Raw genomic sequence first — 21756 nt, forward strand, 5'->3', positions numbered from 1 at the left:
GTGTGTCCGTCCGCTACTACCTGTACATCAGTGACGCCAAGGTCGACATGCTGCTCTCGCAGGTCGACCCGGCGTACGACCGCAAGCGGGTCACCGAGTTCAGCGTCGGGGTGACGATGGCGGGTGCGAAGCGCAGCGTGGAGTCCGCGGCACCCGATCGGGTGAACCGGCTGGAGCGGGTGGTTCGGCACCTGGAGGACCACGCCGACCTCGGCACGGTGGACGAGCCGGGGCAGTACGTGCACGGCGTGCTGCCCATGCAGTGGGCGGCGCTCGGCGACGACACCCTCTACTTCGGCGGCCGCACCGAGCGGACCGTCGTCGGGCTGGGCGGCTCGGCGGGCCACGCGCTGGGCACCGTCCCGGGCGAGGCCCCGCCGCGGGACCGGCTCAGTGCCTCCCTGCCGCTCGTCCTGCTTACCCGGCTCGCCGCCCTCGCCGCGCAGGACGGCACCGCCGACGCGGACCCCGACGCCCTGGCCTCGGTCCTCCACGCCAACGGGGCGCTGCGCGGCCCGGCGATGACGGTGGAGTTCGCCGCCAAGCGGCTGCTGCACGGACCGTGCCCCTACCCCGAGTTCTTCCCGGACCGCGCCATGAGCGTGCTGCTGGGCAGCCCGCTGTACGTCGCCCTGGTCGACTGACATGTGGCGGAATTCCGGGCCGAACCCCGCGGAACTGGTCCGTGCCACGTCCGACGTCATCACCGACCTGGCGCTCCACCCGCTGACGCTGGACCTCGACCGCCGGGGCGCGCTGATCACGGCCACGATGGACGAGACCGCGCTGGAGACCCGCAGCCGTGGCCCGTACGGCCCCGACAACCTGCCCCCGGAAGCCCTCGGCACGGCCGACGACGTCCTGCTGCGGTGGAGGTCGGGACTGGAACGCCCCGAGTTCACCGTCGAGGGCGGCGGAGCGTGGCCCGTACTGCTGGTGACCCTGCCGGCGAGCCGGGTCCGGGTGCGCTACGTCGTCCCGGAGGACGCCCCGCCCGTCTACCGGCCCGACCCCGGCAACGGATCCATGAGCGGCGGCATCAGGATGACGCTCCGGTACCTGGCCGACGCGCTGGACCTGCTGAACCGCCGCACCGGACCGCCCGTCGCCCTGACCCTCTCCTACCCGGACGACCCGCGCTACGAGGAGTACATCGCCGGGCTCGACGGGGACGCCCTGGATCTCGTCCCGCCCGTCGTCGCCCACTTCGAACTCGACGGCAGCCGCCTCAGGGCGCGGGATCGTGCCGCGCTCGGCGACGCCCTGCGCCGGGTCCTCGACGGCGGCTGGAACGTGGAACCGCTCGGTCCGCACGGCCTCACCTGCCGGTTCGGCTGGGCCCGGCTCCGGTACGGCGGGTGACCAGCCGTACGGCGGACTACCAGGCGTCCCGCAGCGCCGCCGCCAGTTCCTCCGCCCGGCGCACCGTGATGTCCGGGGTGTCGACGAGCGCCTCGTCCAGGACCCGCGCCAGCCGGTCCGGCACCGCCGGCTCGCGCTCCCTGACCGGCACGACCGGCTCGCGCAGCGCCACCGCCACCGGGTCCCGGTCCGGCGGGAAGTCGCGCGGGGTGGCGCCGGTCAGCAGCCAGTACAGACAGGCCGCCGTCGCCCAGACGTCCACCTCGGGCCCGGCGTACTTGAAGCGGAGCAGCTGGGTGCGCGGCGTGAAGGGGATCGTGCCGCCCATCGCGCCCGTCCTGGTGTGCCCGGACAGCCCCGCCAGCTCGAACGCCTTGGCCAGCCCGAAGTCGGCGAGCCTGACCCGCGGCCACTGCTGCCCGGCCGGTTCCGCGAGCAGGATGTTCGCGGGCTTCACATCGCGGTGCACCAGCCCGCGCACCACACCGGCCGCGCCCTCGGGGCGCAGCACCGCCCGGTGCGCGTGGTCCAGCGCCGACAGCACCTGCCGCACGACCGGCACGGCCTCGCCGGGCGGGACCCTGCCGCCGTGCCGGGCGGCGAACTGTTCGAGTGTGCCGCCGGGACAGTACGCGTAGGCGAGGAAGAACCCGTCGGGCCGCTCACCGCTGTCCCGTACACCGACGATGTGCGGGTGCCGCAGCGCCCGGATGCTCTCCACCTCCCGGCGGAACGCGAACCGCGCGCTCTCCCCGAGCATCCCGTCGAACGGCACGTGCTTCAGCGCGACGAGGTCCCCGGTGTCCAGGTGCCGGGCCAGACGGACGACCCCCTGGGAGCCGCGGCCCAGTTCGCCGAGGACTTCGTAGCCGTCGAACTCCGGGTGCGCCTCGTCGCGCGTGTCCCCGTCGGGCCCGCGTTCCTCCTCGACCGTGATCCGCAGCCGTACGTCCCCGATCCGGATCTCGTCCCCAGGGGCCACCGGGTGCTCGGTGAGCCGGTCCAGGCGGCGGCCGTTGACGTGGGTGCCGTAGCTGCTGCCCAGGTCGCGCAGGCGGACGTGGGGCGGGTCGATGTCGAGGCGGCAGTGGCGCCGGGACACCGAGCGGTGCCGGTCGCCGACGCGGATGGCGCACCCGTCCGCGCGGCCGACCTCGCAGGTGGCCGCCGCGCGGTAGACGTACGAGGTCCGCGCGGCGCCGGCCGTCACGACGACCGTCACCCGCGCGGTCACGACTCGCTCCCGGCGGCGCGGGCCCCGAAGTCGAAGTCCCAGTCCAGCACCCAGAGACGGATCGCGGGCCGGGCGTCGGCGGTCACCGCGTAGCGGCCGTCGGCGGTGAGGACGGCCGACGTGACCATCTCGGGATGCGGGTCGAGGGTGTGCGCGCAGGTGCCGGTGCGGACGTCCCACAGGCGCGGCACCCGGTCGGAGCCGACCGTCAGCACATGGCGGCCGTCGGGCGTCACGTCGAACACGTGGCTGTGGACGGGGAGTTCGCACAGGGTGCGGCCGGTCTCCGGGTCCCACACCTCGACCGTGCCCGGACCGCACGTCACGGCGGTGCGGGCGTCCGCGCTCAGCGCCAGGGTGTCGTGGTGGTACGTGGCCCTGCTGTGCACCTGCCGGCGGGTGCGCACGTCCCACACCGTCGCCCGCCCCGCGTCGTTGACGAGGAGACGGCGGCCGTCCGGGCTGAACCTGACGGTGCCGGAGCCGAACCCGACGGGAAAGCGGAGCAGCGGCATCCCGGTGGCCGTGCGCCACAGGGTGCCGGAGTGGTCCTCGGCGGCGATCGACACGGCGTGCTTCCCGTCGTCGCTGAGCCGGACCGCGTGCACCCGCCCCTCGGGCCCCAGCATCGTACGGACCCGGCGGGGCGCTCCCCGCGAACCCAGCCGCCACAAGGACAGCGCCCCGTCGTCGTCCCCGACCATCGCCAGCGTCCCGGCCCGGTCGACGCTGACGCACTTGACCCGGCCACCCCCGTTCCCGGCCAGAGTGCCCCGCCGGGTGCCGGTCTCCAGGTCCCAGACGTGGGCGGTGCCCGACCAGTCCGCGGTGACGGCGAGGCGGCTGTCGGCGGTGAGCAGCACGGTGTGCGGCGCGCCCGCCCGTTCGGGGAAGGCGTGCATCTCGCCGGTCTGGACTTCCCAGGCCCGTACGACCCCGTCGCCGCCGCCGGTGACCATCACCTCCCCGTCGGGGCTGAGGGCGAGGGTGACCCGCCGGGTGAAGGTGAAGGTGCCGCCGCGCAGTTCCCAGCGGCGCCAGATGCCGAGCAGGCCGGTCTGCCGGGCTCCGGCGAGGCGGCCCAGCCCGGACCACGCCTCGCGCACCGCGCGGTGCCGCTCGTAGCCGGGCACCGCGCGGGCCGCCCGCACCAGTGCGGCGGCATCCGCCGCACTGCCCTGCCCCGCCAGCTCCTCCGCCCGCTCCAGCAGGCGCCGGACGCGGGTCTCGTCGTCGTCCAGGGCGGCGGCGTGGCGCGGCCGGGCGTAGCTCCAGCCGGCGCGGAAGCCGAGTGGGGGCAGGTGGTGGACCTGGATGCCGCCCCGGTCGTCGCCGAGCACCGCGATCCGGCCGTCGCCGCTGAGCCGCAGGCACCGCTGCCCCACCAGGGGCATGCCGTCCGGCCGGGTGCCGAGCGTGCGCAGACAGCGGCCCGAGTCCGTCTCCCACACGCGCAGCGGCTGGTCCGTTCCCCCGCGCGGCACGGAGACGGCGATCCGGGCGTCCGCGCTCACCTTCACCGCCTGATGGGAGTTCAGCCCGCTGGGCACGGTGCGGCGGGTCCGGTCGGACCGGGTCTCCCAGACGTGCATCGTCCCCGCGAGTCCGCGCACCAGCAGGGCGTGCTCGGCACCCGGGCCGAGGGCGAGCGCGCTGATGCCGGTGAGGTGCCCGTCCCGGGACCGGACGAGCTGGTGCAGGGGCCGGCCGCGGGCCACGTCCCAGACGGCGACGGTGCCGTCCTCCGGCGCGGCCGTCACCACCAGGCCGGAGTCCCCGGAGACCGCCACGTCGTACACGGCGGCGGGCCGGTGACGCACCTCCGGATCGACCCGGCCGGTACGGATGTCGCCCTTCTGGTACGGCGTAGCGGGATGGGTCAGTTCCCGCAGCAGCCGCCCGCTCCGGGTGTCCCACACCTGGACGTGCCCTTCGTGGCAGCCCAGCACGGCGGTGCCGGCGTCGTTCAGCGCGACGGCGGTCACGGTCGACGGCGGGGCGGTGAGGGTGCGCAGCAGGTCACGGCGGGTCAGGTCCCAGACCTCGACCGGCTCGTCCCGGCGTACCACCAGCGCGGACGTACCGTCCCCGGACACGGCCGCATGCGTGACCTCGCCCGCGCCGCGGACCAGTTCGTGGCGCGGCCGCCGCTCGGCGGGCGCCCAGACCAGGACCCGCCCGTCCGCGCCGCCGCTGACCGCGACCGTGCCGTCGGCGTTCACGGCGAGGGCGGTCACCGCGCCCTCGTGGCCGTCCAGGCGTACGGCCTCCGGGCGCGGCTCACGCCGGGTCAGCTCCGCGCGGGCCGCCCGCACTTCGGGGACGTCGGGCGCGTCGGCCAGCAGGGCGCGGGCGGTGTCGTCGTCACCGCGCTCCACGTGGACGAGCCCGAGCAGCGGGTCCGTCTCCCCGTGCCCGCCCGTCAGGGAGCGGGCCGTGGTCAGCATCGCCACGACCTGATCGTCGGAGAGCAGGCCCCGCCGCCAGCGGTACACGGCCCAGTTGTAGACCGTGGGCGGGTGGTGCGGGTCGGCGTCCGAGGCCCGGCGCCACAGTTCCTCCGCCTCCTCCGCGCGGCCCAGGTCGAGCAGGGACAGCGCCTGGTTGGACAGCCCGTCGGCGAGCAGCCGGGGCCCGTGGGGCGGGGTGCGGGGATACGGGCCGCCGGCGGACTCCTCGTACACCTTCGTCACCGCCTCGGCCACCTCGTCGAGGCGTTGCGGACGGCGTGCCGGATCCGGCTCGAAGCACCGCCGCAGCAGCTCGGCGAGTGCGGCGGGCATGGGCGGCGTCCACGGCCGGCGCCCGGCCAGCAGGGCGTCGAACTCCTCGGGCGCCGCCTGCCCCAGGTCCCAGTCCCGGCCGCCCGCGAACAGTTCCAGGACGCACAGCGCCCAGGACCAGACGTCGGTCGCGGGGGTGAGCCCGACCTGCGGGTCGTAGCGCGCGAGGGCCTGCTCGGGGGAGCAGTACGCCCTCGTCTGCCCGCCGTAGCGCGCCCCGGACGTCTCCGTGTCGTAGGCGCGGGCGATCCCGAAGTCGGTGACCTTGGCGGTCCAGCCGTCGTCGACGTCGACCATCACGTTGGCCGGTTTGACGTCCTGGTGGACCAGTCCGGCCTCGTGGGCGTGGTGGATGCCCCAGGCGGTCTGCACCGCCAGGTCCAGCAGCCGGGCGAGGCCGCTGTCGTCGCCCTCGTACAGCCGCCGTCCGCTCAGCAGTTCGGCCAGGGATCCGCCGTCCACCCACTCGGCGAACACGCACGGATGTTCGTCGACGCGGCGGACGTACACGCAGTTGACGACGTTCGGATGCGGGCCGAGGCCGACCCAGGTGCCGGCCTCCCGCTCGAAGCGGGCGCGGCGGGCGAGCGTGTCCGTGCGGTCGGGTCTGGGCACCTTGACCGCGAGATCCGTGTTCCAGGCGCGGTGCCGGACCCGGTACACCAGGCCCATTCCGCCGCTCTCCACGAGGTCGAGCACTTCGTACAGCCCGAGAAGGACCGCCCCACGCCGCCAGCCCACCTGCTTCATGGGACAAAAGTGGCGTGGGGCGACGGGCTTTGACAACCGCTACCAGATCGCCTCGACCCACTCCGGGTGGTCGATGAACGGGTTCCGGTTGCCCTGGTAGCTGTCGTAGATGACCTCGTTGCGGCGCTCCTCGAAGGCGTCCGGCGGGTCCTCGGCGCTCCACTGCTTGAGGACCGAGATCCGGCCGTGGTAGGGGACGCTGCCGTTGCTGGTGGAGTCGTTGGCCTCCAGGTCGGGCCAGCTGTCGTCGCCCTCGTAGCGGACGGCCATGTAGAGGACCATCCGGGCCACGTCGCCCTTGACGGCGTCGCGCGGCTCGAAGGAGTTGGAGTCGGTCAGGCTGCCACCGGAGTTGGTGAACGAGCTGCCGCCGTTGTCGAAGTCCTTGTTGCCGCGGATGGAGTTGACCTGCACGTCCTCCGCACGCAGATGGTGCAGGTCGGTGCCCGGCCCCGCGGAGGTGCCGAAGTCGCCGTGCGACTGTGCCCACACGTGCTCACGGTTCCAGTTGCCGGTGCTGCCCCCGTTGAGGGACTTGCTGCGGGAGATGCCGCTGTACAGCAGGATGACGTTGGCGCTGTTCCTCGGGTCCTGGTCGGTGACCTTCAGCGCGTTCCAGACGGCCGAGTACGAGATGGTCGTCTGATCGCTGATGATCGTGTGCAGGGAGTCCTTCAGCGCCGTACCGCTCTTGCCGATCGCGTCGGCGTAGTACGTGTCGTCGTACGCCGTGGTCGTCGCCGCGGCGGGGGCTGCGGTGAGGGCGGGAGTGGTCAGGCCGACCAGAACGGCGGCCGTGGCGAGCGCCACTGACTTCCAGCGGCGGAGGGGTGTCGCCGGCATGTGGGGTCCCATCTACGCGGGTTGAATGAAGGCGGCAGAGGGAGGGTGTCATGGACATGTTGGCGATTGGGTGACGTTGAGGTGTCGGGTTGATGACGGGATCCACGTCCGTGTCCGCGCCGGCAGGATCAGCAGGGCCCTTCCCGCACGTCCACCGTGAGCGTGACGGTCGCGTCGAGCATCAGCTCCGGTTCCGGCTGGGGTGGGGACACGGTCAGGCAGTAGGAGGTGCCGACGTCCTTCGTCCCGGCCTCGAAGGTCGTCGAGTCGATCTCCTCGACGCTCACGAGCGGGATCTCGGGCGCGTCATCCGCCTCCTCGACGGCTTCCTGGATCAGGTCCTCGTACCCGATGGAGAAGCCGAGGATCCTCTGCGGCTCCGCCTCCAGGCGCTGCTCGGCCTCCCGCACGGCGTCCCGGAACTCGCCCTCACTCCACTGCGAGCTGTCGTGGAGGTGGTACATGTACGCGATCACTCCCACAACGGTCAGCACGATCAACGCGAGCCCGATGGGGTTCCTCGGGTTGTAGACGAAGCGGGTGCCGCGCTCGCGGAGGAATACCGGCTCGTCGTTGTCGTGTCCGCTCACGCCGGGAGTTCGCCGTTCCTGACCGCCGTGACGAACGAGGACCAGCCGGCGGCCGGGAAGACCACGGCGGGGCCGTCCGGGTTCTTCGAGTCGCGGACGGGGACGCCGGTTGGGTGGTGGTCGAGGACTTCGAGGCAGCTGTCGGCCTCCGGCCCGCTATAGGACGACTTGCGCCAGCCGTTCAGCTTGGCCGCGTTCGGTATCGCTCGGTCAGTCATGATGCCCGTACTCCTTCGCAACGGCCCTGAGCAGGGCCAACGACTCCTTCAACGGCAGCGCGTCGCTCAGCGCGAGACTGTAGCGATTCTCCAACTCGCGAACCACGGACGGGGAGTCGTGCAGTTTCCCCATCCCGTGACCCTCGGTGTAGGCGAGAGGCGGCTGATCCTCGAAGCACATCAGCGTGAGCATGCCTTTGGCGAGCGGATGAAGACCCACGCCGAACGGCATCACGTGCGCGCGGATACGTCCGGCCTCGGCGAGGCGTACGACGTGCATGATCTGCTCCGCCATGACGTCGGCGCTGCCGATGGGGCGCCGCAACACCGTCTCGTCCAGCACCGCCCACACCACAGGCGTCACCGGATCTTCGAGGATCCTCGCGCGCTCAAGCCGTGTGACAACGCGCCTGTCACACTCCTCTTCACTCACCGGAGGGAACGCCGCGCCCAGAACCGCACGCGCGTACCTCTTCGTCTGGAGGATGCCCGGGAAGTACGCCACAGCGAACTCGCGGATCACCGTCGCCTGTTGTTCGAGTACGCGCACCCTCTCGAAGTACTCCGCGACCGACACGTCATCGTCCTGCGGCAGAAAGCTGCTCAGCACATTCCCCGTGTTCAGCGCCATGTCCAGCCGCCGCGCATCCTCCTTGGACGGCACCCGCCGCCCCGCCTCGATGTGCGCGATGTGCGAACGCGTCATGAACGCCATCTCCGCCAGCTCCTGCTGCGTCAGACCGGCCGCCTCGCGCTGCTGCTTGAGCCAATCGCCGTAGATGGTGCCCATCGCCTCAACTCCCTTGTGACAAAACCCCGGTCACACTCCACCCCCTGGCGAGCCTAGCCGCGCCCCTCTCACTCTGTGAACGAATCGCCACACAGAGCGAACATGAGGAGCTGAGAGATGACCCGCCGTATTGCCCGTCTCGTCGCCGCGCTGCGTCGGCCGCTGCGCAGACCGCTGCGTCGGCCGACCGTCCAGCACACCGGATCCCAGCCTCCGCAGGCGGAACATCCGGCCACGGTCCTCGGCGTCGGCCTGGGCTCGCTCGGCATGCCCGTGGTGAAGGTGAGGGGCGGCAAGTGAGGAACGACATGAGCGACGGCACGACCAGTCCGCGGCTGCTGCCCTGGACGGGCGCGGAGGGCAAACGCTGCCTGCTGGTGACGGACGGGACCGGCCCGCTCTCCCGCCTGGCCGACACCGTCGAGCGCGTACAGCTGGAGATGGCCCTCGGACTCCTCGACCACGCGGCCGACATCCTCGCGGACCGGCGTGTGACACCCGCGCAGCTCCGCTTCACGCTCGCCCGCATGCACGAGGCGCTGACCGACGTCCACCGGATCGCCGAGAGCCGGGGTGCCAGACTGCCCGCGCCCGCCTGCGGCGACGGGTGACCGCGCTCAGTTCAGCAGCGCGCCGAACTGCTCCTCGTAGGCCGACCTCTGTGCCGTGTGACCCCGGGTGAACGCCTCGCGCTGCTCCTCACCGAAGTTCCCGGTGGGGATGCCGCCGGTGGGGATGAAGCCGGGCAGCGCCCGGAAGAGTTCCGTGGCCGCCGCCGACCGGGCCTCCCCGTGCCAGGCCCTGGCCGCGTGCACCTGCTCGCCCACATGGCGCAGCAGCCGCTGGAACTTGTCCCGGGGCCCGTTGGATATCACCTTCTGCCACGCGCCCGGCCGGCCCAGGGTGCCTGATCCGGTGGCTATCCGTTCCAGCGCCTCCAGCGTGGCGTACAGCCGCCCGCACAACTCGGCGACGTCCTGCCGGCTCTGTCCCATGCCATCCCCTCCCGCCCGTGCCTACCCCGACGCCGCGCGCCTCGAACGCCCGTACAACCGTGCGCCCCGGTCGCGAGTCAACCGAGCATGACTTTCGGCAGATCCCGTTCCACCCGCCTGCTCGGCACCGCCCTCGCCGGCGGTGTGCTCATATCCGGCGTGGCGGCGGCCGCCCCGGCCGCCGCCGCGCCCGCCCCCGCCGTCAGCTGCACGTCCTCGAACGCCGCGCTCGCCGCGAAGCTCCAGCAGGACATCACCGCCGCCCTCGCGGGCCGTGGCGGCACCGTCGCCGTCGGTCTCCACGACCGTACGACGAACACCACCTGCACCCTGCGCCCCACCACCGCCTTCGACTCGGCCAGCGTCGTGAAGGTGACCGTGCTGGCCGCGCTGCTGTGGGACGCGAAGAAGCAGGGCCGGTATCTCACCGAGCGGGAGGCCACCCTCGCCCGCGCCATGATCACCAAGTCGGACAACGCCTCCACCAGCACCCTGTGGAAGCAGCTCGGCCTGCCGAAGATCAACGCTTTCCTCGCCGCCGCCGGCATGACCCAGACGAAGCCCGGCGCGGACGGTTACTGGGGGCTGACCCAGATCACGGTGACCGACGAGCAGAAGCTCCTCAAGCTCATCACCGGGCGGAACCCCGTTCTCAGCGACAAGTCCCGCTTCTACATCATGAAGCTGATGAGCCAGGTCGTGTCGGACCAGCGCTGGGGCACCCCGTACGGCGTCCCCTCCGGGGTCACCGTCGCCGTCAAGAACGGCTGGCTGTCCCGGGCCACGAACGGCTGGCGGGTGCACAGCGTCGGCGCCTTCAAGGGCGGCGGCCACGACTACACCATCACCGTGCTGACCCACGGCAACAGCACCATGAGTTACGGCATCACCACCATCCAGGGCGTCGCCAAGGTGATCCACCGCGACCTGGCCGCCGCCGGCTGACGGTTCACCGCGCGGGCCGCCGACCGTTCACCGGCTGACGCTTCACCGCGCGGTCTCCCGTCCGTCACCGGCCCGCCCTACGGTGGCGCCCATGCGCCTGAGATCCGTCCTCGCCACCGCCTGCGCCGCCCTCGCGGCGGCCGCCTGTCCGACCGCCGCGAGCCCCGCCCACGCCGGGGCCCGGCACGCCTGTTCGCCGTCCGTCTCCGTCGAGGGCTTCTCCGACGCCCTCGACAAGACGACGTACGACGGCACCTTCGTCGGCAACCTCTCCGCGCTCGCCACCGACCGGGACGGCTCGCTCGCGGCCCTCTCCGACCGGTCGGCCCTGTTCTCCCTCGACCGCCGGACCCTCCAGCCGCGCGCCGTGCGCCCGCTCGCCGACGAGAACGGCGCCGCGCTGGACTCCGAGGGCCTGGTCGTCGACGGGGACGGCACCTACCTCGTCTCCTCGGAGACCGAGCCGTCCGTACGCCGCTACTCCCGCGACGGCCGCGTCCTCGGCCGGCTGCCCGTGCCGGACGCCCTGCGCGTCACCCCCGCCGGCCGCGCCGCCGTCAACGGCACCTTCGAGGGCCTGACCCTGGCGCGCGACGGCCGTACCCTCGTCGCCGCCATGGAGTACGCCCTGTCCGGGGACAGCGCGGGCACCGTCCGCGTGCAGACCTGGCGGCGGACCGCGGGCGGCGACTTCGCGCTCGCCGCCCAGTACGCCTACCGCGCCGATCCCGGCCTCGGCGTCCCCGAGATCACCGCGACGCCCGACGGGCGCCTCCTCGTCCTGGAGCGCGGCTTCACCGCCGGCGTCGGCAACACCGTCCGCCTCTACCTGGCCGACCCGCGGCACGCCACGGACACCGGCGGGATCGAGTACCTGACCGGCCAGGACGGCGTCCGGCCGGTCCGCAAGACCCTGCTCGCCGACCTCGCCGACTGCCCCGACCTCGGCGCCACCGCCAAGCAGCCGCAACCCAACCCGCTCCTCGACAACATCGAGGCGATGACGGTCACCGGCCGCACCGGGAACCGGCTGAACGTGCTGCTGGCCAGCGACGACAACCAGAACGCCGCCCAGACGACCCGTTTCTACTCCCTGCGCGTCCGCCTCTGACCCCGCCCAATTGTTGCGGAGGGATGAAATCCGCATCCGCCCGCGTTGGTGCCTTCCGGAAGATCAGGTCGACCGGGCCTGTCGAGAACACGGAGGGCACCCGCGTGAGCACGCAACGGGGATGGGCACGACGACTGTGGGGCTACGCCTGGCGCTACCCACGGGACGTCGTCCTCGCCCTCGGCTCCTCCCTCGGCGGCATGGCCCTCATGGCCGTCGTCCCGCTGATCACCAAGGTGATCATCGACGACGTCATCGGTGACAAGACCCGCGACATGGCCCCCTGGGCCGGAGCCCTCGTCGGAGCCGCGCTGCTCGTCTACGTCCTCACCTACATCCGCCGCTACTACGGCGGCCGTCTCGCCCTCGACGTCCAGCACGACCTGCGGACCGAGATGTACGAGACGATCACCCGGCTCGACGGGCGGCGCCAGGACGAACTGTCCACCGGGCAGGTCGTCGGCCGGGCCACCAGCGACCTCCAGCTGATCCAGGGCCTGCTCTTCATGCTCCCGATGACCATCGGGAACTTCCTGCTCTTCCTGATCTCCCTGGTGATCATGGCGTGGCTGTCGGTCCCGCTCACCCTGGTCGCCCTCGCCGTGGCGCCCGCCCTGTGGTGGATCGCCAGGCGCAGCCGCAGCAGACTGCACCCCTCGACCTGGTACGCCCAGGCGCAGGCCGCCGCCGTCGCGGGCGTGGTCGACGGCGCCGTCAGCGGTGTCCGCGTGGTGAAGGGCTTCGGGCAGGAGGAGCAGGAGACCGGGAAGCTGCGCGAGGTCGGGCGGCGGCTGTTCGCCGGACGGCTGCGCACCATCCGGCTGAACAGCAAGTACACCCCCGCCCTCCAGGCCGTCCCCGCCCTCGGCCAGGTCGCCATGCTCGCCCTCGGCGGCTGGCTCGCCGTGCGCGGCGACGTCACCCTCGGCACCTTCGTCGCCTTCTCCACCTACCTCGCCCAGCTGGTCGGCCCGGTCCGCATGCTCGCCATGGTCCTCACCGTCGGCCAGCAGGCCCGCGCCGGCACCGAACGCGTCCTGGAGCTGATCGACACCGAGCCGACGCTCACCGACGGCACCAAGGAACTCCCCGCCGACGCGCCCGCCACCGTCGAGTTCGACGACGTCTCCTTCGGCTACGACCCCGACCGGCCCGTCCTCGACGGCCTCTCCTTCGAGATCCGCCCCGGCGAGACCCTCGCCGTCGTCGGCGCCTCCGGCTCCGGCAAGTCGACCGTCTCCCTGCTCCTCCCGCGCTTCTACGACGTCACGCGCGGCGCCGTCCTGATCGGCGGCCACGACGTGCGCGAGCTGACCACCGCCTCGCTGCGCGCCGCGATCGGCCTGGTCCCCGAGGACTCCTTCCTCTTCTCCGACACCGTCCGCGCCAACATTGCCTACGGCCGGCCCGACGCCGGCGACGAGGAGATCGCGAAGGCCGCCCGCGCCGCCCAGGCCGACGGCTTCATCGCCGGCCTGCCCGACGGCTACGACACCGTCGTCGGCGAACACGGCCTCACCCTCTCCGGCGGCCAGCGCCAGCGCATCGCGCTCGCCCGCGCCATCCTCACCGACCCCCGGCTGCTGGTCCTCGACGACGCCACCTCCGCCGTCGACGCGCGCGTGGAGCACGAGATCCACGAGGCGCTGAAGCAGGTCATGGAGGGCCGCACCACCCTCCTCATCGCGCACCGCCGCTCCACCCTCAACCTCGCCGACCGCATCGCCGTCCTCGACGGCGGCCGGCTCGCCGACCTCGGCACCCACGACGAACTGCAGAAGCGCTCGGCGCTGTACCGCCGGCTGCTCACCGACCCCGACGAGCTGGGCGGCGTCTCCCCGGGCCACACCCCGAAGGCCGCCCCGCAGGACGAGGACACCTCCGTCCGCGAGGAGCTGGACGCCGAGTTCGACGCCGAGCGCGGCGTCACCCCGAGGCTGTGGACCGGCGACCGCGAGCCGAAGGACACCGCCCTGTCCGGCACCCCGGCCACGCCCGAGCTGCTGGCCCAGGTCGACGCCCTGCCCCCGGCGACCGACACCCCGGACGTCGACGAGGCGCGGGCGGTGCGGCCGGAGGAGTCGTACAACCTGCGGCGTCTGCTGACGGGTTTCGGGCTGCCGCTGCTGGTCAGCCTGGCGCTGGTGGCGGTGGACGCGGGCATGGGCCTGCTGCTGCCCGTCCTGATCCGGCACGGCATCGACAGCGGTGTCTCCGAGCTGGCCCTCGGCGCGGTCTGGGCGGCCTCCGTGCTCGCCCTGGCGGCCGTGCTCGCCCAGTGGGCGGCGCAGATCGGCGAGACCCGGATGACCGGCCGGACCGGCGAGCGGGTGCTGTACTCCCTGCGCCTGAAGATCTTCGCGCAGCTCCAGCGGCTCGGCCTCGACTACTACGAGCGTGAGCTGACCGGCCGGATCATGACCCGGATGACCACGGACGTCGACGCGCTGTCCACGTTCCTGCAGACCGGCCTGGTCACCGCGTTCGTCTCGGTCGTCACCTTCTTCGGGATCATGGTGGCCCTGCTGGTGCTCGACGTGCAGCTGGCACTCGTCGTGTTCGCGACACTGCCGCCGCTGATCATCGCCACCTTCTTCTTCCGCCGGGCCAGCGTCAAGGCGTACGAGCTCGCCCGCGAGCGGGTCTCCGGGGTCAACGCCGACCTCCAGGAGACCGTCGCCGGGCTGCGGATCGTGCAGGCGTTCGGGCGGGAGCGGGACGGCGGACGCCGGTTCGCGGAACGCAGCGACGGCTACCGGCAGGCCCGCGTCCACGGCCAGTGGCTGATCTCCGTGTACTTCCCGTTCGTGCAGCTCCTGTCGTCCGCCGCGGCGGCGGCCGTGCTCGTCGTGGGCGCCGGACGGGTCGACGCGGCCACCCTGACCACCGGCGCCCTGGTGGCGTACCTGCTCTACATCGACCTGTTCTTCGCGCCGGTGCAGCAGCTCTCCCAGGTCTTCGACGGCTACCAGCAGGCGTCCGTCTCCCTGGGCCGCATCCAGGAACTCCTGCGCGAACCCACCTCCACGCGGAGCGCCGACGAACCCCTCGCCGTGCGCTCCCTGCGCGGCGACATCGCCTTCGAGGACGTGCACTTCGCCTACGGCGACGAGGAGGAGGCCCTGACCGGCATCGACCTGCGCATCCCCGCCGGGCAGACCGTGGCGTTCGTCGGGGAGACCGGCGCCGGAAAGTCGACGCTGGTGAAGCTGGTGGCCCGGTTCTACGACCCGACCGGCGGCCGGGTCACCGTCGACGGCCAGGATCTGCGCGCCCTCGACCTCACCTCCTACCGGCACCGGCTCGGCGTCGTCCCGCAGGAGGCGTACCTCTTCCCCGGCACCGTCCGCGACGCCATCGCCTACGGCCGTCCCGACGCCACCGACGCCGAGGTGGAGGCCGCCGCCCGCGCGGTCGGCGCCCACGAGATGATCGCCGGGCTGGAGGGCGGTTACCTCCACGAGGTCGCCGAGCGGGGCCGCAACCTCTCCGCCGGTCAGCGGCAGCTGATCGCGCTGGCCCGCGCCGAGCTGGTCGACCCGGACATCCTGCTCCTCGACGAGGCGACGGCCGCCCTGGACCTGGCCACGGAGGCCCAGGTCAACCAGGCCACCGACCGCCTCGCGGGCCGCCGCACCACACTCGTCGTCGCCCACCGCCTGACCACCGCGGCCCGCGCGGACCGGGTCGTCGTCATGGACCACGGCCGGGTCGCCGAGGACGGCACCCACGAGGAGCTGCTGGCGCGCGGCGGACGGTACGCCGAGCTGTGGCGGACCTTCGTGGGGGAGGACGCGCCCGTCGGGGCCTGACGGCTCCCGGCGCAACCATCCGGCGTACGCCGCGCGTCCGTACATCCGTACGTCAATCTGCCGAACCGTACTTCAGGCCGCCGGGGGCGTGGCAGGGGAGGGGACGACTGTGGACTCGGGTGCGATACGACGCCGGCTGGCGCTCGGGCTGTCCGTACTGACCGTGTCCGGGCTGTTCGCGCTCGCCGCGCCGGCCGACGCCCACGCGGCGGCCGGGCCCTGCCCCGGCCGCAAGGTCAGGACGCTGCCGTTCCCCACCGGCTCCGTGCACGTGTACAAGAGCGGCGGCTACGTCTGCGCGGCCACCTACGCGAAGAACCCCGGCCCCCGCCGGACCATGTCCGTCAGCGTGCAGCGGCGCGGCCACAACCCCGTCCCGTACAAGGGCAAGCACCGCAAGCACACGCCCGGGGTGACGGTGTACGCCGGGCAGCGCTGTGTGCGGGTGGAGGGCTCGGTGGGGCGGGGATCGGTGAGCTCCGACTGGATCCTCTGCTGAACCCGCGGGCGCCGGTCCGGCGGCCGTCGCCGAACTCCCCCTGGTGTGAACCGGGTTGCTCCGATAGCTTCCGGCGCACATCTGTTCTTACAGGGGAGGGTGCATGCGCAAGGCGCTCAGATGGCTGCTCGCGCTCACGGTGCTCATAGGCACACTGAGCACGGCGGGGACGGCCACCGCCGTCCAGCCGGAGGCCACCGACATCAAGGACCGGCTCCTCGCCATACCGGGCATGAGTCTGATCGAGGAGAAGCCGTACCCCGGCTACCGCTTCTTCGTCCTGAACTACACCCAGCCGGTCGACCACCGCAGGCCCTCCAAGGGCACGTTCGAGCAGCGGATCACCGTGCTGCACAAGGACGTCTCCCGCCCGACGGTCTTCTACACCGGCGGCTACAACGTCTCCACGACGCCCAGCCGCCGCGAGCCGACCCAGATCGTGGACGGCAACCAGGTCTCCATGGAGTACCGCTACTTCACCCCGTCCCGGCCCAGCCCGGCCGACTGGACCAAGCTGGACATCTGGCAGGCGGCCAGCGACCAGCACCGCATCTTCAAGGCCCTCAAGCCGCTGTACGACCGCAAGTGGCTCTCCACCGGCGGCTCGAAGGGCGGCATGACGGCGACCTACTACGAGCGCTTCTACCCCCGCGACATGGACGGCGTCGTCGCCTACGTCGCCCCCAACGACGTCGTGAACAAGGAGGACTCGGCGTACGACGAGTTCTTCGCCACCGTCGGCACCAAGGAGTGCCGCGACCGCCTGAACGGCGTCCAGCGCGAGGCACTCGTGCGCCGGGAGGCCATGGAGAAGCGGTACGCGGCGTACGCGGCCGAGAACGGCTACACCTTCGACACCGTGGGCAGCCTCGACAAGGCGTACGAGGCGACCGTCCTCGACTACGTCTGGGGCTTCTGGCAGTACAGCCTGCTCTCGGACTGCGACACGATCCCCGCCGACGCGAAGAACGCGACCGACGACGAGATCTGGACCTCGATCGACACGATCGCCGGCTTCTCCTTCTACACCGACCAGGGCCTGGAGCCGTACACGCCGTACTACTACCAGGCGGGCACCCAGCTCGGCGCGCCCACCATCCGGTTCCCGCACATCGAGAAGAAGTACATCCGCTACGGCTACCTGCCGCCGCGCCACTACGTCCCCCGGGACATCGAGATGACGTTCCAGCCGGGCGCGATGCGTGACGTGGACACCTGGGTCCGCCACAACGCCACCCGGATGCTCTACGTCTACGGCGAGAACGACCCGTGGGGCGCGGAGCCGTTCCGCCTCGGCAAGGGCGCACGCGACTCGTACGTCTTCACGGCCCCGGGCGCCAACCACGGCGCGCGTGTGGCGGGCCTGGTGGACGACGAGAAGGCCCTCGCCACGGCCAAGATCCTGGAGTGGGCGGGCGTGGCCTCCGCCACGGTCCAGGCCGACCCGTCCGCGGCGAAGCCGCTGGCGAAGTTCGACGCGAAGCTGGACAAGCGGGGCGTGGAGCGCACACTGCGTCCGTGACCCCTTCCGCCGCGCCCGTCCCCGGTGGCTACAGGGGGCGGGCGCAGCCCACCGGGTTCTCGCCGCCCAGCTGGACGTACAGCGCGGTGGGCGTGGGGCAGTCGGTGCGTCTGGCGACCGCCTCCGACACCCGGTACTCGGGCGGGCGTTCGCCCTCGCCGTCGCAGCGGGTCTCACGGACCTCGCCGTCGCCGGAGCCGTAGACGCAGTCGCCGACGATGGTGCGCGGGCCGCCCCCGCCGCCCGGGTCGCCGGGGTGCGGGGGCTGGAGGGAGCGCATACAGGCGTAGCCGCGCGGGATCGCGCCGTCGCCGTCCTCGTCGGAGGACGGGCGCTGCTCGCTGATGTGCAGCACGAAGTCGGTGGTCGCGGGGCACAGCGGCCCGGCGTCCGCCCTGCCGTCGTGCCGGGCGACGACCCGTGCCGCCGCCCGCTCGCTGCCGCAGGACACCTCGGTGAGGCCGGCCGTCCCGAACGAACTGCACTCGTCGACGCCGAGGAACTCCGCCCCGTAGCCCGACGGCCGCGCCTCGGCCGCCGGTACGGTCGCGCTGGGCGGCGGGACGCCACCGCCGCCGTCGTCCTCCCCGCCCGGCGGGCCCTGACAGGCCGCCAGCAGGGTCACGAGCAGCCCCAGCGCGGCACCCCGCACCACACGTCTCCCGCCCATGCCCATTCCCCCACCCCCGCCCAGCGTGACCCGCCGCGGCGGGCACACGCCAGACTCGCCGGGTGCTTTGCGTCACTTGGGGGTGGTGCGCCGGGTGTGTGACGTAGGGCTAGTACGTCAGGCCGTGCCCGAGGGGGTACAGCACCCGCGTCGGATCGTCGGCCCGCTGCACCGGCACCGGCAGCTTCCCGCGCGGTGTCACCGTCCCGGCGATCGTCCGGGCGGCGGCGCGCACCTCGACGTCCGTCCAGGAGTAGGTCGCCAGATACGCCCGTACGCCCGGCAGGTGGGCGATGTCGTACGGGTTGCGGATCGCCACCGCCACCACCGGCCGGCCCGTCGCCAGCAGCCTTTCGACCAGGGTCTTCTGAGTGCTGGCGGCCGTGACGTTGTACGTCGCCACCACCACCGCGTCCGCGTCCCCGGCCGCCGCGACGGCCCGCTCGACGACCGCGGCGGACGGGGCGGTGCCCGTGGACAGCGCGGTCGCGGTGAAGCCCAGTTCCGTCAGGGCCACCGCGAGGACGCCGGTCGGGGGACCGGTGGTGCCGGACGGGGAGGCCGGGTCGGCGCCGACGACCAGCAGGCGCGGGGTCTTCGCCGGGGACAGCGGCAGCAGTGCGCCCTCGTTCGCCAGCAGGGTGGTGGTGTGCTCGGCGATCCGGTCGGCCGCCGCGAGATGGACGGGCGTCCCCACGGTGCGGTCGACGCGGTCCGTGTCGGTCCACGGATCGTCCAGGAGCCCCAGCCTGGCCTTCAGGCGGAGCACCCGCAGGATCGATTCCTCCAGGCGTTCCTCCGTCAGTTCCCCGTCCTGGACGGCCTTCAGCACCGCGTTCCACGCCAGGTCCAGCCTGGGCGCGTTCAGCAGCTGGTCCACGCCCGCCTTCAGCGCCAGTACCGGCACCCGTTCGTCGCCGTACTTCTGCCGTACGCCCGCCATGTCGAGCGAGTCGGTCACGACGACCCCGTCGTAGCCGAGCTGTTCGCGCAGGATGCCGGTGAGGACGGGACGGGAGAGGGTGGCCGGGTCGCCGGAGTCGTCGAGGGCCGGGAACAGGATGTGCGCGGTCATGATCGAGTCGATGCCGGCCTCGATCGCGGCGCGGAACGACGGCGCGTCCAGCGTCTCCCACTGCTCGCGGGTGTGCTTGATGACCGGGAAGCCGTAGTGGCTGTCGGTCTCGGTGTCGCCGTGCCCGGGGAAGTGCTTGGCGGTCGCCGCGACCCCCGACCGCTGGTAGCCGGCGACCTCCGCCGCGACCAGCCTCGCCACCGCCCGCGGGTCGGCGCCGAAGGAGCGCACGCCGATGACGGGGTTGGCGGGGTTGACGTTCACGTCGGCGACGGGGGAGTAGTCCTGCCGTACGCCCATCGCGCGCAGCTCCTTGCCCGCGATCCGGCCGAGGGTGCGGGCGTCGGTGCGGGAGCCGCCGGCCCCGATGGCCATGGCGCCCGGGAAGAGCGTGGCGGGCTTGCCGATGCGGGCGACGATGCCGTGCTCCTGGTCGGTGGAGATCAGCAGGGGCAGGCGGTGCGGCAGGGCCAGCGAGGCGCGCTGGAGACCGTTGGAGAGGTCGGCGATCTGGCGCGGGTCGCGGGTGTTGTGCGCCCAGGCGAAGTAGATGACGCCGCCCAGCCGGTATCTGGCGACCAGTTCGGCGGCGGTGCGGACGCCGAACTCCCTGAGGTTGGCGTCGATGTCGGCCTGGTCGGGGGCGGTGGCGGAGTGGCCGTAGGCCCGGGAGACGAAGAGCTGGCCGACCTTCTCCTCGAGTGTCATCCGGGAGATCAGGCGGCGCAGCTTGCGGTCGCCGACCGCGTGGGCGGGGCTCGCGACCGTGAGGGCCGCGGTGACGCCGGCGCCGGCGGCGAGGACCGTGCGTCTGGAGGGTTTCGCGGTGTTTCCTGTGCTGGTGTCGTGCACGTGCGCTCCTTCCGGAGGAGGTCCGCTGAAGGAAACTTCCGAGGGGTCACCAATATCCGGGAAGTTTCTGCCAGTCAAGGGAACGCACAGTACCCAGGGTGGGGGCCGCCATCGGCGCATTGGAGGGGGGCGCGCCGATGGCGGCATGCTGCCGGCCGCGGTACGGCGGAGAGGGTGGTCAGCGTTCGCAGCCAGCAGCGAGGCCGACACCGCACCACGGTGACTCTCCGGCAGTCCGGCGGTTGGACGCGGCCGGCTCGGGGCGGGTTCCCGGCCCGCCCCGCTCCGGGCGAAATCGGTGCCGGTGTGCCCCACGGGACGGCTGCGCCGCCGCCGGTCCATCCCGTGGACGCTCCGGCGCGCGAGGGGGCCGTCGGCAGATCATGAGGGCATGCCCGTAGTCGACATCCCCGGTTCCAAGTCCATCACCGCCCGCGCCCTCTTCCTCGCGGCGGCGGCCGACGGCGTCACCACCCTGGTACGGCCGCTGCGGTCCGACGACACCGAGGGCTTCGCCGAGGGCCTGGCACGGCTCGGCTACCGGGTCGGCCGCACCCCGGACACCTGGCAGGTCGACGGCCGCCCCGAGGGCCCCGCGAAGCCGGAGGCCGACGTCTACTGCCGGGACGGCGCGACCACGGCCCGCTTCCTGCCCGCCCTCGCCGCCGCCGGCCACGGCACCTACCGCTTCGACGCCTCCCCGCAGATGCGCCGCCGCCCCCTGCTGCCGCTCACCAGGGCCCTGCGCGACCTGGGCGTCAAGCTGCGGCACGAGGAGCAGGAGGGCCACCATCCGCTGACCGTCGAGGCGGCCGGAGTGGAGGGCGGCGAGGTCACCCTGGACGCGGGGCTGTCCTCGCAGTACCTGACCGCGCTGCTCCTGCTGGGCCCGCTCACCCGCAAGGGCCTGCGCGTCACCGTCACCGACCTGGTCTCGGTGCCGTACGTCGAGATCACGATCGCGATGATGCGCGCCTTCGGCGTGGAGGTACGGCGGGAGGGGGACACCTTCGTCGTCCCGCCCGGCGGCTACCGCGCCACCACCTACGCGATCGAACCGGACGCCTCCACCGCCAGCTACTTCTTCGCCACCGCCGCGCTCACCGGCACCGAGGTCACCGTCCCCGGCCTCGGCGAGGGCGCGCTCCAGGGCGACCTGGCCTTCGTGGACGTGCTGCGCCGCATGGGCGCGCACGTGGACGTCGGCGCCGACCGGACGACCGTGCGCGGCACCGGCGAACTGCGCGGCCTCACCGTCAACATGCGGGACATCTCCGACACCATGCCGACCCTCGCGGCGATCGCCCCGTACGCCTCCGGGCCGGTGCGCATCGAGGACGTCGCCAACACCCGCGTCAAGGAGTGCGACCGTCTGGAGGCCTGCGCGGAGAACCTGCGGCGGCTCGGCGTACCGGTCGGGACGGGCCCCGACTGGATCGAGATCCACCCCGCGGCACCCGCGCACGACGTGGACGTCAAGTCCTACGGCGACCACCGCATCGTCATGTCCTTCGCGGTGGCCGGCCTGCGCGCGCCGGGCATCTCCTTCGACGACCCGGGGTGCGTACGCAAGACCTTCCCCGGCTTCCACGAGGAGTTCGCGAAGCTGCGCGCGGCCGTCGGCATCGGCTGACCGCGCGGCTCACGCCGGTGCGCCGGGCGACCCGGTCACGCCCAGCCGGTCACGCCCAGCCGGTCACGCCCA

At 72.8% G+C, this 21756-nt stretch carries 19 protein-coding genes; 10 read left to right on the plus strand and 9 right to left on the minus strand.

The features are described 5' to 3' along the window. Window positions 1–2: 2 nt before the first annotated feature. Together AMK31_RS01245 and AMK31_RS01250 are read left to right on the plus strand one after the other, a co-directional pair. A complete protein-coding gene (locus AMK31_RS01245) occupies window positions 3–644 on the plus strand; it encodes a DUF7019 family protein (protein WP_073938375.1) in 642 nt (213 codons plus the stop codon). A gap of 1 nt (window position 645) precedes the next feature. After that, window positions 646–1362, plus strand: coding sequence for a hypothetical protein (locus AMK31_RS01250; RefSeq protein WP_073938376.1), 717 nt, complete (start codon window positions 646–648; stop codon window positions 1360–1362). 16 nt (window positions 1363–1378) lie between these two features. On the opposite strand, the gene AMK31_RS01255 is transcribed toward AMK31_RS01250, so the two are convergent. From AMK31_RS01255 to AMK31_RS01280, 6 genes are all read right to left on the minus strand, one after another. Further along, a complete protein-coding gene (locus AMK31_RS01255; protein WP_241842499.1) occupies window positions 1379–2596 on the minus strand; it encodes a protein kinase domain-containing protein in 1218 nt (405 codons plus the stop codon). After that, window positions 2593–6129 (minus strand): WD40 repeat domain-containing serine/threonine protein kinase, encoded by a 3537-nt coding sequence (locus AMK31_RS01260; protein ID WP_073938377.1) that lies wholly within the window; start codon window positions 6127–6129, stop codon window positions 2593–2595. Before AMK31_RS01260 ends, AMK31_RS01255 begins: the two co-directional genes overlap by 4 nt. 39 nt (window positions 6130–6168) lie before the next feature. Beyond that, window positions 6169–6972, minus strand: coding sequence for an endonuclease I family protein (locus AMK31_RS01265; protein WP_073938378.1), 804 nt, complete (start codon window positions 6970–6972; stop codon window positions 6169–6171). A 128-nt stretch (window positions 6973–7100) separates the two neighbouring features. After that, window positions 7101–7562: a hypothetical protein gene (locus AMK31_RS01270; RefSeq protein WP_073938379.1), complete on the minus strand. Its 462-nt coding sequence runs from the start codon at window positions 7560–7562 to the stop codon at window positions 7101–7103. Then, complete coding sequence (locus AMK31_RS01275) at window positions 7559–7780, minus strand: DUF397 domain-containing protein (protein ID WP_073938380.1); 222 nt, start codon at window positions 7778–7780, stop codon at window positions 7559–7561. The genes AMK31_RS01270 and AMK31_RS01275 overlap by 4 nt, the downstream gene beginning before the upstream one ends. Further along, the gene (locus AMK31_RS01280; RefSeq protein ID WP_073938381.1) at window positions 7773–8570 is read right to left on the minus strand and encodes a helix-turn-helix domain-containing protein; all 798 of its coding nucleotides are present in this window, start codon (window positions 8568–8570) and stop codon (window positions 7773–7775) included. Before AMK31_RS01280 ends, AMK31_RS01275 begins: the two co-directional genes overlap by 8 nt. Window positions 8571–8687: 117 nt before the next feature. Between AMK31_RS01280 and AMK31_RS01285 the strand changes: the two genes are divergently transcribed. Together AMK31_RS01285 and AMK31_RS01290 are read left to right on the plus strand one after the other, a co-directional pair. Next, window positions 8688–8870 (plus strand): hypothetical protein, encoded by a 183-nt coding sequence (locus AMK31_RS01285; protein WP_073938382.1) that lies wholly within the window; start codon window positions 8688–8690, stop codon window positions 8868–8870. An 8-nt stretch (window positions 8871–8878) separates the two neighbouring features. Next, the gene (locus tag AMK31_RS01290; protein ID WP_073938383.1) at window positions 8879–9181 is read left to right on the plus strand and encodes a hypothetical protein; all 303 of its coding nucleotides are present in this window, start codon (window positions 8879–8881) and stop codon (window positions 9179–9181) included. A gap of 6 nt (window positions 9182–9187) precedes the next feature. On the opposite strand, the gene AMK31_RS01295 is transcribed toward AMK31_RS01290, so the two are convergent. Then, on the minus strand, window positions 9188–9565 hold the full coding sequence (locus AMK31_RS01295) for a hypothetical protein (RefSeq protein WP_073938384.1): 378 nt from the start codon (window positions 9563–9565) through the stop codon (window positions 9188–9190). Between the two features lie 87 nt (window positions 9566–9652). Here AMK31_RS01295 and AMK31_RS01300 point away from each other — a divergent pair, with 87 nt between their 5' ends. The 5 genes from AMK31_RS01300 to AMK31_RS01320 all read left to right on the plus strand — a co-directional run bounded on the left by AMK31_RS01300 (window position 9653) and on the right by AMK31_RS01320 (window position 17454). Continuing rightward, complete coding sequence (locus tag AMK31_RS01300) at window positions 9653–10510, plus strand: serine hydrolase (protein ID WP_073938385.1); 858 nt, start codon at window positions 9653–9655, stop codon at window positions 10508–10510. A gap of 91 nt (window positions 10511–10601) precedes the next feature. Then, window positions 10602–11621, plus strand: coding sequence for an esterase-like activity of phytase family protein (locus AMK31_RS01305; RefSeq protein WP_073938386.1), 1020 nt, complete (start codon window positions 10602–10604; stop codon window positions 11619–11621). 104 nt (window positions 11622–11725) lie between these two features. Next, the gene (locus tag AMK31_RS01310) at window positions 11726–15433 is read left to right on the plus strand and encodes an ABC transporter ATP-binding protein (RefSeq protein WP_073938387.1); all 3708 of its coding nucleotides are present in this window, start codon (window positions 11726–11728) and stop codon (window positions 15431–15433) included. Between the two features lie 109 nt (window positions 15434–15542). Next, window positions 15543–15932, plus strand: a complete 390-nt coding sequence (locus AMK31_RS01315) for a hypothetical protein (protein WP_073938388.1) — start codon at window positions 15543–15545, stop codon at window positions 15930–15932. Window positions 15933–16035: 103 nt separating this feature from the next. After that, entirely contained in the window at window positions 16036–17454 is a 1419-nt protein-coding gene (locus AMK31_RS01320; RefSeq protein WP_073938389.1) for a S28 family serine protease, read from the plus strand. A gap of 28 nt (window positions 17455–17482) precedes the next feature. Here the strand turns inward: AMK31_RS01320 and AMK31_RS01325 are convergent, their stop codons facing one another. Then, complete coding sequence (locus AMK31_RS01325; RefSeq protein ID WP_073938390.1) at window positions 17483–18124, minus strand: hypothetical protein; 642 nt, start codon at window positions 18122–18124, stop codon at window positions 17483–17485. Window positions 18125–18233: 109 nt separating this feature from the next. Next, a complete protein-coding gene (locus AMK31_RS01330) occupies window positions 18234–20051 on the minus strand; it encodes a glycoside hydrolase family 3 protein (RefSeq protein ID WP_073938391.1) in 1818 nt (605 codons plus the stop codon). Window positions 20052–20442: 391 nt separating this feature from the next. On the opposite strand from AMK31_RS01330, the gene aroA reads away from it, so the two are divergent. Beyond that, window positions 20443–21684, plus strand: a complete 1242-nt coding sequence (gene aroA, locus AMK31_RS01335; protein WP_073938392.1) for a 3-phosphoshikimate 1-carboxyvinyltransferase — start codon at window positions 20443–20445, stop codon at window positions 21682–21684. Window positions 21685–21756 lie beyond the last annotated feature (72 nt).

Source organism: Streptomyces sp. TSRI0107 (assembly GCF_001905845.1).
Taxonomy (GTDB): Bacteria; Actinomycetota; Actinomycetes; order Streptomycetales; family Streptomycetaceae; genus Streptomyces.

Bases quoted from the DNA above. Each gene is read 5' to 3' on its own strand.
- AMK31_RS01250 (WP_073938376.1), top strand. From the start codon at position 646: ATGTGGCGGAATTCCGGGCCGAACCCCGCGGAACTGGTCCGTGCCACG.
- AMK31_RS01260 (WP_073938377.1), bottom strand. From the start codon at position 6,129: ATGAAGCAGGTGGGCTGGCGGCGTGGGGCGGTCCTTCTCGGGCTGTAC.
- AMK31_RS01265 (WP_073938378.1), bottom strand. From the start codon at position 6,972: ATGCCGGCGACACCCCTCCGCCGCTGGAAGTCAGTGGCGCTCGCCACG.
- AMK31_RS01275 (WP_073938380.1), bottom strand. From the start codon at position 7,780: ATGACTGACCGAGCGATACCGAACGCGGCCAAGCTGAACGGCTGGCGC.
- AMK31_RS01280 (WP_073938381.1), bottom strand. From the start codon at position 8,570: ATGGGCACCATCTACGGCGATTGGCTCAAGCAGCAGCGCGAGGCGGCC.
- AMK31_RS01285 (WP_073938382.1), top strand. From the start codon at position 8,688: ATGACCCGCCGTATTGCCCGTCTCGTCGCCGCGCTGCGTCGGCCGCTG.
- AMK31_RS01290 (WP_073938383.1), top strand. From the start codon at position 8,879: ATGAGCGACGGCACGACCAGTCCGCGGCTGCTGCCCTGGACGGGCGCG.
- AMK31_RS01295 (WP_073938384.1), bottom strand. From the start codon at position 9,565: ATGGGACAGAGCCGGCAGGACGTCGCCGAGTTGTGCGGGCGGCTGTAC.
- AMK31_RS01300 (WP_073938385.1), top strand. From the start codon at position 9,653: ATGACTTTCGGCAGATCCCGTTCCACCCGCCTGCTCGGCACCGCCCTC.
- AMK31_RS01305 (WP_073938386.1), top strand. From the start codon at position 10,602: ATGCGCCTGAGATCCGTCCTCGCCACCGCCTGCGCCGCCCTCGCGGCG.
- AMK31_RS01320 (WP_073938389.1), top strand. From the start codon at position 16,036: ATGCGCAAGGCGCTCAGATGGCTGCTCGCGCTCACGGTGCTCATAGGC.
- AMK31_RS01325 (WP_073938390.1), bottom strand. From the start codon at position 18,124: ATGGGCGGGAGACGTGTGGTGCGGGGTGCCGCGCTGGGGCTGCTCGTG.
- aroA (WP_073938392.1), top strand. From the start codon at position 20,443: ATGCCCGTAGTCGACATCCCCGGTTCCAAGTCCATCACCGCCCGCGCC.